Here is a 14287-nt window from a genome sequence, read left to right as displayed (position 1 = left end):
GAGGATTTGGTCTGAAGTTTAAAAATCCAACGAAAGTATTTAAGTCAGTTTAAACATAGTTCTTACTGTGGTGTCCTTAATGGAGTCTAAGTATTCCAAACAGGTCATCGAAAAGCTGAATCAAATTGCAGAGACGTTACCAAACTTGACTCCAAAGGAGGTAATCTCCTATTGGATAGGTGCAGAATTAGAGGAAGCTGAGATGCTCTATAGGCTTTCAGAGAGCTTCAGGGATATTGCACGAAACAATGAAATTGCCGATGTGCTCTTGGAACTCGCTAGCGAAAGTGCGGAACATGCCGAGGCTCTCATTAATGCCTATAAGAAGGCTTTTTCTGATGAGGAAATTTTACAGGTCAGTTTACCTTCACTTGAAGGTGTTCTGCAGGAAGAACTACTCAACAGATTTCTAAAAGACAAAGATAGGGGCTACATAGGACTCTTAAAGGCATTAAGAGAAGTTGAGATGATTGCACACAAAACATACCTGTATCTTTCTGAATATGCTGAGAATAAGGATCTTAGGGATATTTTCAAATGGCTGGCTGAAGAAGAACTTCGCCATTATGAGATGATCAGTAATCTTTATCGAACTCAGGTCTCCTCAAAGTAGTTCATTTTGTCTTAGATATTCCTCGATATCTTTTATATCCTTTATGGATAGCTGAAATACTCTTTTTTGAGAGTGGGGAATGCGTTCAATAACAGGCTTAAGTTTTTTGAACTCCTCCTTTGTAAGACCTAGCATGTGATAGGAATCTTTTAATGCCTTGCTTGCCAACTTTCTCTTGTGCTGGAACAAAGCTTTCACTAGGTTCTCATTTAGGACTATCTGCTCGTCTTTGGGTTTGAGCTCCATTAAGATTACCGCAGAATCGACTTTCGGTTTTGGGTAAAATGCTCCTCTGCCAATTCTTTCAACAAGCTCAACATTAGCCTTGGCCTGCACCATTACCGAGAGGCGGGAGTAGTTTTTGTCTCCGGGCTTTGCTACCATTCGCTGGGCAAACTCGAGCTGATAAATAAGCACCGCTCTTTTGAAGTCATATTTTAGAAGTTTAAAGGTTATTGGAGAAGATATCTGGTAGGGAAGATTGGAAACTATCTTATCAAACTCGGGAAAATCTATTTTTAGGGCATCTCCATGTATGAGCTCCACATTGTCCCATCTGTACTCCCTCTTCAGGATTTCAATTATCCGGGAATCCTTTTCTATGGCGTAAACCTTCTTTGCCTTTTTTGCCAGCTTATCTGTCAATACTCCCAAACCTGGCCCTATTTCAAGAACAGTCTCGCTTTCCTTTATCTCCGCCCTTTCCACTTCTCTTTGAATAACATCTTCCACTATGAGAAAATTCTGGCCGAGATCAGAGTTTGGCTTTAGGTTGTATTTGGAAATTAAAGAAAAGACTTTGGAGTACATATCTACTCCCTGAATATTCTCCTTGAGCCAACAAAAAGTCTGTAGCGGTCTTTGTTTTCAAGCTCGTCCAAGATTCTTCTCGCTATCATTTTCACAGGATCTGGGAGTCCCTTTACCCTATGCTTCAAATCCTCAAAGCTCTTGAATGGTTCCCTCTCCCTCTCCTCTAAAATGTCCCACATGTGCTTCTTCCCTATTCCCGGAAGCAGTTCCAGGCTGTGAAGTCTGTTTGTAATAGGCGGGGCAAGGTTAAAAAACTTCACAAAACGCTCTTCATTGTTCTTTACAATTTCCTCAAGGACATACGGGAGTTCAGCCTTCGCAGTTGGAGTTAAATCGTCGTAATTAAGCTTTCTGGTTATCATCAATATCTTGTCTCTCTGTCCCTTTCCAACGAAGACCCTTTCGTAGAGCATAAGGTCTGTCTTGGGAATTACCTCGAGCAGGGTAAAAGCCTTCTCCCCAATAACCTGTGCTATAGGTTTGTTTTCCCGAAGATTCCGATGCTCAAGATCGAGATAACCGGTGGGAAGGTAATCTAACACATATGCGTATTCTTCATACTCCACATGACGCTTCTTTTTATCGGTGCTTTGGGCATAGGAATGTCTTCTACGATAATAATCCATGGTCTCTCCCCCCAAGAATATACAGCTTAGGGCTTTTAATACTTTTCGAGAAATTTTGAAAAAGAAGAAGAGAGGGTCTATTCCCTGTATTCCTCAAGGATTTCGAGTATCTTTTCTGCTTCCTCTTTGGTGGGCATGTGCTCTTCTTTGGCAAAGATAACCCTTATGTCGAAGTAGTCCTCGGGCATTATGTCAACAATTTTTGCCGCTATTCTTCCATCAAGCCATTCAAAGAGGCCAGTTAACCTTTCTCTAAGCTCTTTTGCCTTTTCTGCTGGGAGTTTTGAGAATCTCTCAGCATGTTCAATGCTGACCCTTGCCTCATAGAATATTGGCTCCTCTGGGTTTTCTTTAGCCCCTTCCTCCTTCCTCTTGAGCAGTAGCTCTTTTGCTTCTGGAATTGATATGTATTCCTCCTTAAGCTTCTTGCGCCCTATCATAGCTCTCACTTCTGGGGTCTTAAGTGGACTGGATGGATAAAGAAGGTCTTAACCTTACCACCATCGGTGAGCTGAACTATATATGCGTCTCCCCTCTTTCCTACCACTGTGCCGGTTCTTCCATGGAACCTTGGGTCGGGCATTCCTTTGTGATAGCTTGGCTCAATCACTATGTGGACTTTCTGTCCAACTTCAAACTCTTGAAGGAACCTTGTTAATGGAGGAAGACCTCTTCTCCTTGGTGATTTGCTAAGCTTACCTCTGGTTTTCCTTCTCACAGTATGGGCTTTTTGAACCATATCAATCACCTCTTAGAGCTTATTTAGGAGTTTCAACAACTCATACGTTTAGGAACAAGCTTTTATCAACTACGGGTCTTTCCCAATACCATAAGCTCATGCGCTCAACCATTTATAAAGTTTTCACTGCTCATCCAGGATGTTCAGGACATCAAGTTTTTCGCACCAAGCCTTCTTCCCCAATATCTCGCTCACCGAAGGGGTTGTCCTTCCCCTGTCTCCCGAAATTAGTTCTTTTATGTAGAGTCCCCCGTCAGTTATCAGACGGAGTTTAAAATGCTTCTCATCCACCATCTCGCCTTCAGCCTTATGAACCTTTCTCACCCTCACCAAATCAGCCCTTCTCCCTAAAACCCTTCTGGGGGTTCTTTGATGAATGACTGCTCCTTCAAGTGCCTTAACGACTTTTTCGATCTCCTCTTTTCTGATGCCTTCCTCTACATAAACTAAGGCCTCGTATTCTTTTTTGTGGTTTGATGTGAGAACTTTTTCGGCCTCTTCTTTGGTTATAAACCTCAGTCCCAAAACTTCAACTTTCTCACTTTTGTTGATTTCCTCTGCAATTGTCTCTAGATCAATTCGTCTTTTTATTGGCCTCTTAACTTCAACAACAAATGGTCTCCCATTGCCAAGCATTCTAACATCAACATCTTCTCTTCCAGCTCCGTGGAATATGCATTTTCCTTTTGTTGCTTTTGAGAAAGGCTTGCAGATTACTGATGCAACGCTCTCTTTGAATCCTCTTAATGGCGTTTGTGGGATGCCCCTAACTAGCTTTCTATAGCGACCGTAGATATAGAGGGGCTTTATTTGGAGCTCCACTCTCTCGCTGTATGGCTCTATTATGAAAACAACATCTGGATTGCTCTTACTTACGGGCTTTTGAAGTATAAGCTCAAGGATCTTTCCGATCTCCCTGTTCAGCTCCCTGTTTATTGGCTCGGCATACTTTAATCCAAACTTCTCAATTATCTCTTTTTCCTTCTCCATAACCTCTTTAGGGATACTTGAACCAACGAGAAAGCTCTCAAACTCGAGTCCAAGCTTTGAAGCCTTATCATAGCAGAGCTTTGCGAGGTATTCTGTTTTTTTGAAGATGTTTGCACAGAGTTCGCACTCTTGGGGCTCTTGGAGGCTCTCTTCTCCTTTTGCTTCTCTTTCCATATTGAGGACTAATCTTATTGATCTTCCCCGTATGTGATTGTTCCCCTTCCCAAGCAGAGCAAAAGCCCTTCCTAAGCAGTGATCACAGAGTTTGTACTCTTTGAGGATCTCTTCAGCCTTTTCTATTATCATCACTTGCACCCTTAAGCTTTTTAATGCCCTTTCAAACTTTCCCCTATGATGACGAGAAGACAGAAGATAATAAAGCTTTTGGAGGAGAGGGATTACAGTGTAAGTGAACTTGCAATGCTCCTTGAAATAAGAGGCAAGGGAAGCAAAAAGATAATCCTTGAAGACCTTAAAGCAATTGCAGGCATTGTAAAGCGCGAAGGAAAGGCCCTCCTCATTCAGCCGGCCCAGTGCAGGAAGTGCGGCTTCATATTTAAGCCGGAGATAAAAATCCCAGGCAGATGTCCGAAGTGCAGATCGGAATGGATTGAAGAGCCGAGGTTTAAAATAGAGCAAAAATAGATATCTTACGTAATGAGATAGAAGGGAGGCAACAATGTTTATATCCCCTTCCTTCAACTCCATCTAGCCTAAATATTCACAAAGGGGGTTTCGCTATGAGGAAAGTTGAGCTTTTCATGAAGGAAAAAGGCATTGAAATTGGCGATTATGTTGAGGTCGTTGAGAGGGAAAACGGCACAAGAGTTGTCCACAGGGGGCTTGTAATGCCTCCATATGAACTTTCTAAGGGAGAGACTCTTACAATAAAGCTCGATAACGGGTACAATATCGGGATTTTAATTGACCAGATAACCGAAGTAAGAATCCTCGAAAAGGCCAAGCCAAGAAAGGAAGTTTCATTTAGGGAGGTATTACCTAAAAAGCCTGAACTTCCAAACGTTACCATAATAGGAACCGGCGGGACTATAGCGAGCAAAATAGACTACAAAACTGGTGCGGTTCATGCGGCTTTTACGGCTGAAGAGCTCGCAAAAGCCGTTCCAGAAATTTTTGAAATAGCGAACATAACACCAAAGCTTCTCTTTAATATAATGAGTGAAGATATGAAGCCCGAATACTGGAAAAAGATGGCCCATGAGGTTGCCAAAGCCCTTAACAGTGGAGAGGATGGAGTTATAATAGGACACGGGACAGATACGATGGGGTATTCTGCCGCTGCATTAAGCTTTATGCTGAAGGATTTAGGAAAGCCGGTGATTTTTGTTGGTTCCCAGAGGAGTAGCGATAGACCTTCAAGTGATGCTGCGATGAACTTAATATGCTCTACTAGAATGGCAGTTGAGAACTTTGGTGAAGTTGCCGTTGTGATGCATGGAGAAACCAGCGACACTTACTGTCTTGCACACAGAGGGACAAAGGTTAGAAAAATGCACACTTCAAGGAGAGACGCCTTTAGGAGCATAAACGACATTCCTATAGCAAAGATCTGGTACGATGGAAGAGTTGAATACCTGAGGGACGACTACAGAAAAAGAAGAGAGAGTGAAGTATGGGTGGATGACAAGCTTGAAGAAAAAGTCGCTCTGATAAAGGTTTATCCAGGTATGAGTGGAGAAATCATAGAGTTTCTGGTTGACAGGGGGTACAAGGGAATTGTATTAGAGGGCACAGGTCTCGGCCACACACCAAATGAGATAATCCCAACAATAGAAAGGGCAGTTGAGGAAGGAGTTGCAGTTTGCATGACGAGCCAGTGCCTCTACGGCAGGGTTAACCTCAATGTCTATTCCACAGGGAGAAGGCTCCTTAAAGCTGGTGTTATCCCATGTGAGGATATGCTTCCGGAAACTGCTTACGTGAAGCTCATATGGGTTCTCGGACATACTCAAAACCTTGAGGAAGTTAAAAAGATGATGCTGACGAACTATGCTGGAGAGATTACCCCTTACACTAGATTCGATACTTATTTGAGGTGATGGATATGGAGCTTGATTATAAGGCAATTGGTCTTAAAGTTGGTCTTGAAATTCACAGACAGCTCGATACAAAAAAGCTGTTCTCACCTGTTCCGAGTGAACTTCATGAGGAGGTAGATTTTACAATTGAGAGAAGATTAAGGCCTACGATGAGTGAGCTTGGGGAGATCGATCAAGCTGCACTTGAGGAGTTCAAAAAGGGCAGGATTTTTATCTACGAGGGGAACTACAAATACAGTGATCTGGTGTATATGGACGAAGAACCACCCCACCTACCGGATGAAGATGCATTAAGGGTCGCTCTCCAAATTACCTATCTTCTAAATGCAGTTCCTGTCGATGAAGTTCATTTTATGAGGAAGATCGTTATAGACGGCTCGAACGTCTCAGGATTCCAGAGAACGGCTATAGTTGGCATGAACGGTAAGGTAGATACGCCGTGGGGAAGCGTTGGGATTCCAACGATCTGTCTTGAAGAAGACGCGTGCAGGATTATAGAGCAGGGCGATAAGAGGGCAATATACAGGCTTGACCGTCTGGGGATCCCTTTAATTGAAATAGCAACTACTCCAGACATTCACCATCCAGAACAGGCAAAGGTGGTGGCAAAGTTCATAGGTGATGCTTTGAGAGCAACACGCAAAGTAAAACGTGGTCTTGGAACTATAAGACAGGATTTAAACGTTTCTATCAAAGGAGGAGCGAGAATTGAGATTAAGGGTGTTCAAGAGCTGGATATGATACCCATTATAATTAAGCGCGAGGTTGAGAGACAGCTAAATCTCCTAAAGATTAAAGAAGAACTCGAGAAAAGGGGAGCAAAAGAAGAGGAGCTGGAAGAGGAGTTCTATGATGTGACAGACATCTTCACCAGCACAGGCTCAAAAATAATCGCCAGAGCTTTGAAGAAGGGGGGTAAAGTCTTGGCCGTTAAACTTCCAAAGTTCAGAGGTCTCATAGGCTTTGAGATTCAGCCGGGAAGAAGGCTTGGAACAGAAATGGCAGATAGAGCAAAGAAGTACGTGAAAGGGATATTTCACATTGATGAACTGCCAAATTACGGCATAAGTCAAGAGGAAGTTGATAAAATTATTGAGAGACTCAACCTTGAGGAACTTGATGCATTTGTCCTAGTTGCAGCTGAGGAAGAGATTGCCAAGAAGGCTCTTAGGGAGGTTCTTCAGAGAGCAAAAGAAGCTATTAAAGGCGTTCCCGAGGAAACGAGAAGAGCTTTGCCAGATGGGAATACTCAATACATGCGCCCGCTTCCGGGAAAAGCCAGAATGTATCCTGAAACGGACATTCCACCGATATTTATCAGCGAAGAGCTTAAGAAAGAAATCTTAGAGAACCTTCCAGAGTACCCACAAGCAAGAGTGGAGCGCTATGTTAAGGAGTACGGCATAGATAAAAGCTTAGCACAGACACTCGTAGATGACGAGAAAGACGAGCTCTTTGAAGAACTCATAGCAATGGGCGTTAAGCCCTCTTTGGCAGCTTCAATTCTTGTTGTAGTTCTCAAAGGTCTCAAGAAAGAAGTTCCAATTGAGAACATTACGGAAAAGCATATAAAAGATGCTTTCAAGCTTTTCCTCGACAACAGAATAGCAAAAGAGGCATTTGAGGAGATATTCAAGGAGCTTGCATTACATCCAGAGAAGACGGCCTTGCAGGTTGCAGAAGAGAAGGGTTTAACACTCTTAAGCGAAGAGGAAGTTGAGAAGATAGTGGAGGAAATCGTTAGAGAAAACATAGAGGTTGTAAAGGCCAAAGGGATGGGAGCTATGGGGATGCTTATGGGAAGGACAATGGCCAAGCTTAGAGGAAAAGCCGATGGAAAGCTAGTTAGTCAGCTTGTAAGGAAGAAAATCCAAGAGCTCAGCTCTTAATCCCTTTCTCTCAATAACTTTTTAAGATTTGAAGTTGTATTCTAAGCGGGAAGAGATATGACATTTGTTCCGGGCCCGATTATACTCCCCCGAAAACCTAAAGGGAAGCCTAAAGACAAAGCGGAAGCAAAGAAAAAGAACCTCCCCCAAAAAGAGGGGAGGAAATTAGTTTACGTTCTCATTAAATTAAAGCCTGACCAGCTGATAAGCGAAAAAGCTAAAGAGATAGAGGAGCTTTTTAAGGGAAAGACCTTCAACAGAGTGGTGAATCCAGACGAATATACCCTCTTAATGAACGCCCAAAACCTCTTCTCGAGAGCAAGCAGGCTTTATGTCGTCGAACTAACGGACGAAATGAACCGCTGGTTTTATCTCGTGCCAAGTGAGGAGAGAATTAAGTTCAAAAATAAGGACAAGTATATGGTGTTTCTTGTCAAAAAGGACTCTGCTCTTGAGGAAATATTCAAAAAAATTGCTGAGGGCAAGTTAGCTAAGAGGAGCACATTTGAGATGATAGTAACGGCAATAGAAGCAGCTCTGGGTATTTTGACATTTGTGGCTGGCTATCTGGCACTTGAAAATGTCATTGACATCTCTCAGCTCAGCAATATTGTAACTTTTGTACTGTTTTTCATCTTCGCACTTCAGAGCATTAAGAAAGGATACAGGAAAAGGGGTTGGGAGGATTGAGACTCTTAGGCTCAAACTCCAAAAAACCCAAGAGATGTGTTTATTCCGTGGTATTGGCATCTTCCCTTGCAGATACTTCAAGAGTTCTTGAAGAACGCTTTTCATCTCTTGGAATACGGCCAATTAGACTCATAGACCCCGAATGCTACACCTTAGAGAGTCTTGCGGGCTCTTTATATGGGAGTGAGCACATTGGAATAGTGGAGGTAAGGGGGGAGCTAAACAGGATGTTCTACCTCTTCTCTGAGGAAGTGGAGTTCGAAGAGGCGCTCGAGTTTGATGTTTTTACTCCTGAGGGATTAAAATATCTCCTTAAGCTTATATGCAAGGGCAAAATAAATCCAAAGAAGCGCAGGAGGTTTTCCATGATGACTTTTCTGATTTCCCTTGTGGGTGGAGTTGTTACATCCATGTTTTTCGAACCAAAAACCTACTGGGATTTTCTGCTCTCCTCAATTCTGACTGCAGTATTGATCCTTTTGATAGCTCTTCTGATAGATTGGCCTTCGTTAATTCTTCCCTTTAAAGGGGTTAGATTGGTAGAGAAGAAAAAGAAAGTCAAAGTTACAAAGATAAGCTTCCCATCGTTGGCCTTAGAATTTTTAGAAAAGAAATAAAACCCTAGCGTCCAAGCTCTTTGTGCGCTTTTGCCAAATGCTTTGCCACTATAGCCGCCAATAGGGAGAGTTCTCCAGCCAAAACTGCTCCAGCAACAATTTCCGCAAATTTCTTTGCATTCGTCCCCGGTGGATCTCCTCCTCCGGCAACGCCCATAATGCTTAACGCCTCTCTCTGCGTGGGCACTCTAGTTCCTCCACCCACTGTTCCGATTTCGAGGCTTGGCATTGTTATGCTTATGTATAAATCTCCTTCGGGAGTCACCTCTGCAAGAGTTATTCCGTGGGAGCCTTCAGTTATTTGGGCCTCATCTTGCCCTGTTGCTAAGAATATTGCCCCTACAATGTTCCCAAAGTGGGCGTTGAATCCATAACTTCCAGCTTGAGCTGAGCCTATGAGGTTTTTCCTATAGTTTACTTCCGCTATGAGTTCCGGTGTGGTCTTTAGCTTTTTCTCCACGATTTCCCTTGGAATGATTGCCTCAGCTATCACCGTTTTCCCCCTACCGTTGATGAAGTTCATTGCGTTGGGCTTCTTATCGACGCAGAGGTTTCCAGAGAGTGCCAAGTACTTAACATCTGGGAAGTGCTCTTCGATAACCTTCATTATCTCTTCACTCGCTATCGTAACCATGTTCATGCCCATGGCATCCCCTGTCTCGAACTCAAAGCGCAGGTAGAGGTTGTTGCCAACGATGTAGGGCTTAACTCCCCTAAGTTTCCCATGCTTAGTTACCCTAGAAACCGCTTTCTCTTGGAGGTATTGGAGGTTTTCTTCAACCCATTGAGCAACCTCTCTTGCTCTTCTTGCATCGGGGCATTTTAAAAGAGGCGCCCTCGTCATCTTGTCATCGATTATAGTCGTCTTTACGCCACCTGCGGCAGTTAAAGCCGAGCATCCTCTATTAACACTTGCAACTAAGGCCCCTTCGGTTGTCGCCAGGGGAATGTAAAATTCTCCCCTAGCATACTCTCCGTTTATCTTCAGGGGTCCAGCCACTCCCATTGGTATCTGAACAACTCCAATCATGTTTTCTATGTTTTTTCCAATAACCTGCTCGGGATCTATAGAGTAATGCCCGATGTTTTCGAGTGATATCCCTAATTTTTTTTCTAGGGCCTTTCTTCTTATCTCAGTTGCGAGCCTTTTATCTCCGGTATATTTTTCAACCTGATGAAGCTTAATCTCTCCACTGGCTACCTTTTCGATAAGTTCCTCCAAGTTCATCTTCCTACCCCCAAAAGAGATTTCAGATCCTTCTAACCTTCTTAAATATCCATTCCTCCAGTATCTCCCCGGCCTCATAAAACGCTATGGCCGCATCGCTTCTTGGTTTATACGCAAGTACCGGGATTCCAACGTTTATGGATTCTGGAACATACTCATCAAATGGTATTACTCCAACAACTGGCAAGCCAACATTTTCGGTGATCTCGTCGATTATGTGATCTATAACATCTTCCGATTCCCTGACCTTGTTTAGCACTACTCCAATCTTTAACCCGTATTCCTCGCCTATTGCTTTAAGCTTGCTAATCTCATTCTCTACCATTGTTTCAAAGGAATAAATTGGTGACCTTTCAACTTCAACAACTATTATTTGATAGTCAGCAACTTCAAAAGTTGGGAGAGTATCAAAGGGAATCCCCGTGGGGGAATCAACAAAAACTATCGGAAATTTATATCTCATTTGCTCGACGATGTCCCTTAACCTTTTGGGTGATATGCCTATCACATCTTGCAGCCTAGTGCTGCCGGGCATAACATTAACTCCAGTCTTTGCATGTTTGTAGATTGCCCGCTCCGGATCAACATCCGGATTCTTGAGAAGGGAATGGACGGTATAGTTAACGTTCTCCAAAGCGAAATGAAAGCCGAGATTGGGCAAGAAGAGATCACCATCTATGGCTAAAGTCCGATACTCCTTTTGAGCAAAATACACGCTTAGATTTGCAGTGGTTGTGGTTTTACCAGCTCCCCCTCTCCCGGTGACGATTATAACCGGCATTACTCACACTTCCTTGACGGGTGAATCTTTAAAGCAGTGACAAAGCCGCTAAATTATTGCAGTGATAGACACACTACTCTATTACAAAATGAAATATAAGATTTTCGTATAAAAAGGGGAAAGAAAGGAAAAATCAACCGATAATTTCTCCGAATGCAAACTTCTGTTTCACGGAATTTATAACAATTTCCACTTCATCCCCTACTTTTGTGTTGGGGACAAAAATCACAAAGCCCTTAATTCTTGCTATTCCATCTCCACCTTTTCCGAGGGCTTCTATCTTCACCTTGTATCTTTCTCCAACTTTAACTGGAGGCAGTCTTGGGCCTCCTCTGTCCATCCTTCTCTTTCCAAATTTCCTATCCTCCAATTCAGACACCACCAAGCAAGTATCTGCAATCTTAATTGTGATGATGGTGGTATTTAAAATTTTTGGTGCTTTCACAACTTTTTCAAACTTTTTGTTGCTTAATTTTGCTTTTTCCCTCTGAAAAACTGAAGCTAGTAGATAATAAGCTGAGTATTTTATGAAGACAAAAAGCTTTATATCACGAAACAATGAAGATATTAATGTTAAAAAATCTGTGGAGATGGTGACCATGGGCGAAAAAATGACTGCTATTATGAAAACTAAGCCCGCTTACGGTGCTGAACTTGTTGAAGTTGATGTTCCACAGCCAAAAGAAGGGGAGGTTCTCATAAAGGTTCTCGCAACTAGCATCTGCGGAACCGATCTTCATATCTATGAGTGGAATGAATGGGCACAGAGCAGAATAAAGCCCCCTCAGATAATGGGCCACGAAGTCGCTGGAGAGGTTGTGGAAGTTGGAAAAGGGGTAGATGACATCCAAGTGGGTGACTACATCTCTGCAGAAACACACATAGTTTGTGGAAAGTGCTATCAATGTAAAACTGGTAACTACCATGTTTGTCAGAACACCAAGATATTTGGAGTTGATACCGATGGTGTCTTTGCAGAATATGCAATAGTTCCAGCCCAGAATGCATGGAAAAATCCAAAGGAGATCCCTCCAGAATATGCAACCCTCCAAGAGCCTTTAGGTAACGCTGTCGATACGGTCTTAGCCGGGCCAATTTCAGGTAAAACGGTTCTCATAACAGGGGCTGGACCGTTGGGTCTCTTGGGCATAACGGTAGCAAAGGCAAGTGGGGCCTCTTTGGTGATAGTAAGCGAGCCCAGTGACTTTAGGAGAGAGTTGGCTAAAAAAGTAGGTGCTGATGTGGTTATAAATCCCATGGAAGAGGACGTTGTTAAGGAAGTGAAAGACTTAACGGATGGCAATGGAGTTGACGTTTTTCTTGAATTCAGCGGTGCTCCAAAGGCCCTTGAACAGGGACTGCAGGCAGTTACCCCAGCGGGAAGGGTTAGTCTTCTAGGCCTCTTCCCAAGGGAAGTCACTTTCGACATTAACAATCTCGTTATCTTCAAAGCACTGGAAGTTCATGGAATTACTGGAAGGCACTTATGGCAAACTTGGTACACTGTCTCCAATCTCTTGCGGAGTGGAAAGCTCAACTTGGATCCAATAATTACACACAAATACAAGGGATTCGATAAGTTCGAGGAAGCTTTTGAACTCATGCGTGCTGGAAAAACTGGCAAAGTTGTTTTCTTCCCCCACAAGCACTGACTTTTCTAATCTTTTTACCTCTACCACCGCAATTTTTAAGTAAGTCTTGTGAGACTTCTTTCGGGGGGTTGATAATGGAATTAAGCTATCAAGAAAAATTAACTCTCATCAAACTCAAGGATTTGGAAAAAGCGAAATTCGAAGATCTCGTTAAAGAAACTGGATTGGATCAAGTAGCGGTGATGAGAGCCGTTCTCTGGCTCCAGAGTAAGGGGCTTGCAAAGCTCCATGAAAGGCAGAAGAGAATCGTAAGGATAACAGAGCTGGGAAAGAAATATGCTAAAATTGGGCTTCCAGAAAGGAGAGCTTTGAAACTGCTTGTGGAGAGAGGTAGAGTCTCTCTTGATGAACTAAGGGAAGTACTGAGCGAGGATGAGCTTAAGCCCATCGTTGGAATCCTAAGGAGAGAGGGATGGGCAAATGTCAAAAAAGAGGATGGAAAGCTTGTTCTTGAGGTTACTGAAAAGGGAAGGACAGCAATTTCTGAGGAAAGATCAATTGACAAAGCATTGAAAATCCTTGCAGAAAAGGGGGAAGTTGATGCGAAAGAGCTTGAAAAGTTCATCTCTCTTAAGGAGCTAAAGACCAGAAAAATTGGGGAAGAAGACACTAAAGCGGAAAGAGAGGTAGAGATCACAGAGGAAGGCATGAGACTTGCTGAAAGAGGTCTTGAGCTCAAGAGAGAGGTTTCCATTTTAACTCCAGAGCTTATAAAGAGTGGCGAGTGGAGAAAAGTTGATTTCAAACGCTTTAACATTCATGCTCCTGTGAGAAGAATTTATCCCGGCAAAAAGCAGCCTTATAGAGTTTTTCTTGATAAGATAAGAAGAAAGCTTATAGAAATGGGCTTTATTGAAATGACTGCAGAAAGCCTAATAGAGACCCAATTCTGGAACTTTGATGCTTTATTCCAGCCGCAGAATCATCCAGCAAGAGACTGGACTGACACTTATCAGCTAAAGTATCCAAAATATGGCTCTCTTCCGGATGAAGAGCTTGTGGAGAGGGTTAGGGCATCTCATGAGTACGGCTGGACAACGGGCTCAAGGGGATGGGGATATAAGTGGGATCCAAGAATGGCCATGCTCCTAATGCCCAGAGCGCATGCAACTGCCCTAAGCGCAAGACAGCTGGGGAAGGGTGTCCAAATACCCGGTAAATACTTTGCCATCCAAAGAGTTTTTAGACCAGACGTTTTGGACAGAACACATCTAATAGAATTCAATCAAGTGGATGGATTCGTTGTGGATGAGAGCTTAACCTTCAAACACCTTCTTGGAATTTTAAAGAGGTTTGCGGTTGAGATAGCCGGAGCAAAGAAGGTTAAGTTCCTCCCAGATTATTACCCGTTCACAGAGCCAAGCGTTCAGATGAGTGCCTATCACGAAGAGCTTGGATGGGTAGAATTTGGCGGAGCAGGGATATTCAGAGAAGAAATGACAAAACCGTTGGGAATAGATGTGCCAGTAATTGCATGGGGAATTGGGATCGACAGATTAGCTATGTTCAAACTAGGGATAGATGACATAAGATATCTCTTCAGCTATGACTTAAAGTGGTTGAGAGAGGCCAAATTGGTGTGGTGATGA

At 43.0% G+C, this 14287-nt stretch carries 16 protein-coding genes; 8 read left to right on the top strand and 8 right to left on the bottom strand.

What is annotated here, in order from left to right; genetic code table 11:
- The first annotated feature begins 79 nt into the window (after positions 1–79).
- Positions 80–613 (top strand): ferritin-like domain-containing protein, encoded by a 534-nt coding sequence (locus tag ACZ5NL_RS02670; protein WP_464842806.1) that lies wholly within the window; start codon positions 80–82, stop codon positions 611–613.
- Here ACZ5NL_RS02670 and rsmA read toward each other — a convergent pair.
- From rsmA to ACZ5NL_RS02645, 5 genes are all read right to left on the bottom strand, one after another.
- Complete coding sequence (gene rsmA / locus ACZ5NL_RS02665; protein WP_464842805.1) at positions 605–1423, bottom strand: 16S rRNA (adenine(1518)-N(6)/adenine(1519)-N(6))-dimethyltransferase RsmA; 819 nt, start codon at positions 1421–1423, stop codon at positions 605–607. The genes ACZ5NL_RS02670 and rsmA overlap by 9 nt on opposite strands.
- Positions 1424–1425: 2 nt before the next feature.
- A complete protein-coding gene (locus ACZ5NL_RS02660; RefSeq protein WP_464842804.1) occupies positions 1426–2052 on the bottom strand; it encodes a DUF655 domain-containing protein in 627 nt (208 codons plus the stop codon).
- Positions 2053–2129: 77 nt separating this feature from the next.
- Positions 2130–2492 (bottom strand): RNA polymerase Rpb4 family protein, encoded by a 363-nt coding sequence (locus ACZ5NL_RS02655; protein WP_464842803.1) that lies wholly within the window; start codon positions 2490–2492, stop codon positions 2130–2132.
- A gap of 5 nt (positions 2493–2497) precedes the next feature.
- Entirely contained in the window at positions 2498–2791 is a 294-nt protein-coding gene (locus tag ACZ5NL_RS02650; RefSeq protein WP_004069139.1) for a 50S ribosomal protein L21e, read from the bottom strand.
- Between the two features lie 123 nt (positions 2792–2914).
- On the bottom strand, positions 2915–4087 hold the full coding sequence (locus ACZ5NL_RS02645) for a tRNA pseudouridine(54/55) synthase Pus10 (protein WP_464842801.1): 1173 nt from the start codon (positions 4085–4087) through the stop codon (positions 2915–2917).
- Between the two features lie 45 nt (positions 4088–4132).
- On the opposite strand from ACZ5NL_RS02645, the gene ACZ5NL_RS02640 reads away from it, so the two are divergent.
- From ACZ5NL_RS02640 to ACZ5NL_RS02620, 5 genes are all read left to right on the top strand, one after another.
- On the top strand, positions 4133–4426 hold the full coding sequence (locus tag ACZ5NL_RS02640; protein ID WP_464842800.1) for a transcriptional regulator: 294 nt from the start codon (positions 4133–4135) through the stop codon (positions 4424–4426).
- A gap of 95 nt (positions 4427–4521) precedes the next feature.
- Positions 4522–5841 (top strand): Glu-tRNA(Gln) amidotransferase subunit GatD, encoded by a 1320-nt coding sequence (gene gatD, locus ACZ5NL_RS02635; RefSeq protein ID WP_464842799.1) that lies wholly within the window; start codon positions 4522–4524, stop codon positions 5839–5841.
- Positions 5841–7730, top strand: coding sequence for a Glu-tRNA(Gln) amidotransferase subunit GatE (gatE, locus tag ACZ5NL_RS02630; RefSeq protein ID WP_464842798.1), 1890 nt, complete (start codon positions 5841–5843; stop codon positions 7728–7730). Before gatD ends, gatE begins: the two co-directional genes overlap by 1 nt.
- Positions 7731–7787: 57 nt before the next feature.
- Positions 7788–8420, top strand: a complete 633-nt coding sequence (locus ACZ5NL_RS02625; protein ID WP_464842797.1) for a hypothetical protein — start codon at positions 7788–7790, stop codon at positions 8418–8420.
- Positions 8408–9037, top strand: coding sequence for a hypothetical protein (locus ACZ5NL_RS02620; protein ID WP_464842796.1), 630 nt, complete (start codon positions 8408–8410; stop codon positions 9035–9037). Before ACZ5NL_RS02625 ends, ACZ5NL_RS02620 begins: the two co-directional genes overlap by 13 nt.
- A 4-nt stretch (positions 9038–9041) precedes the next feature.
- Here ACZ5NL_RS02620 and hmgA read toward each other — a convergent pair whose 3' ends face one another.
- From hmgA to ACZ5NL_RS02605, 3 genes are all read right to left on the bottom strand, one after another.
- Positions 9042–10265 (bottom strand): hydroxymethylglutaryl-CoA reductase (NADPH), encoded by a 1224-nt coding sequence (hmgA, locus tag ACZ5NL_RS02615; RefSeq protein WP_464842795.1) that lies wholly within the window; start codon positions 10263–10265, stop codon positions 9042–9044.
- A 22-nt stretch (positions 10266–10287) separates the two neighbouring features.
- Entirely contained in the window at positions 10288–11046 is a 759-nt protein-coding gene (locus ACZ5NL_RS02610) for a MinD/ParA family ATP-binding protein (protein WP_464842794.1), read from the bottom strand.
- Between the two features lie 133 nt (positions 11047–11179).
- Positions 11180–11386, bottom strand: a complete 207-nt coding sequence (locus ACZ5NL_RS02605) for a TRAM domain-containing protein (protein WP_252744054.1) — start codon at positions 11384–11386, stop codon at positions 11180–11182.
- 259 nt (positions 11387–11645) lie between these two features.
- On the opposite strand from ACZ5NL_RS02605, the gene tdh reads away from it, so the two are divergent.
- Together tdh and pheS are read left to right on the top strand one after the other, a co-directional pair.
- A complete protein-coding gene (gene tdh, locus ACZ5NL_RS02600) occupies positions 11646–12698 on the top strand; it encodes an L-threonine 3-dehydrogenase (RefSeq protein WP_252744030.1) in 1053 nt (350 codons plus the stop codon).
- Positions 12699–12772: 74 nt separating this feature from the next.
- Positions 12773–14284: a phenylalanine--tRNA ligase subunit alpha gene (gene pheS / locus ACZ5NL_RS02595; protein WP_464842792.1), complete on the top strand. Its 1512-nt coding sequence runs from the start codon at positions 12773–12775 to the stop codon at positions 14282–14284.
- Positions 14285–14287: the final 3 nt, after the last annotated feature.

Source organism: Thermococcus aegaeus (genome assembly GCF_055393685.1).
This window is presented reverse-complemented; position numbering and strand designations above follow the sequence as displayed.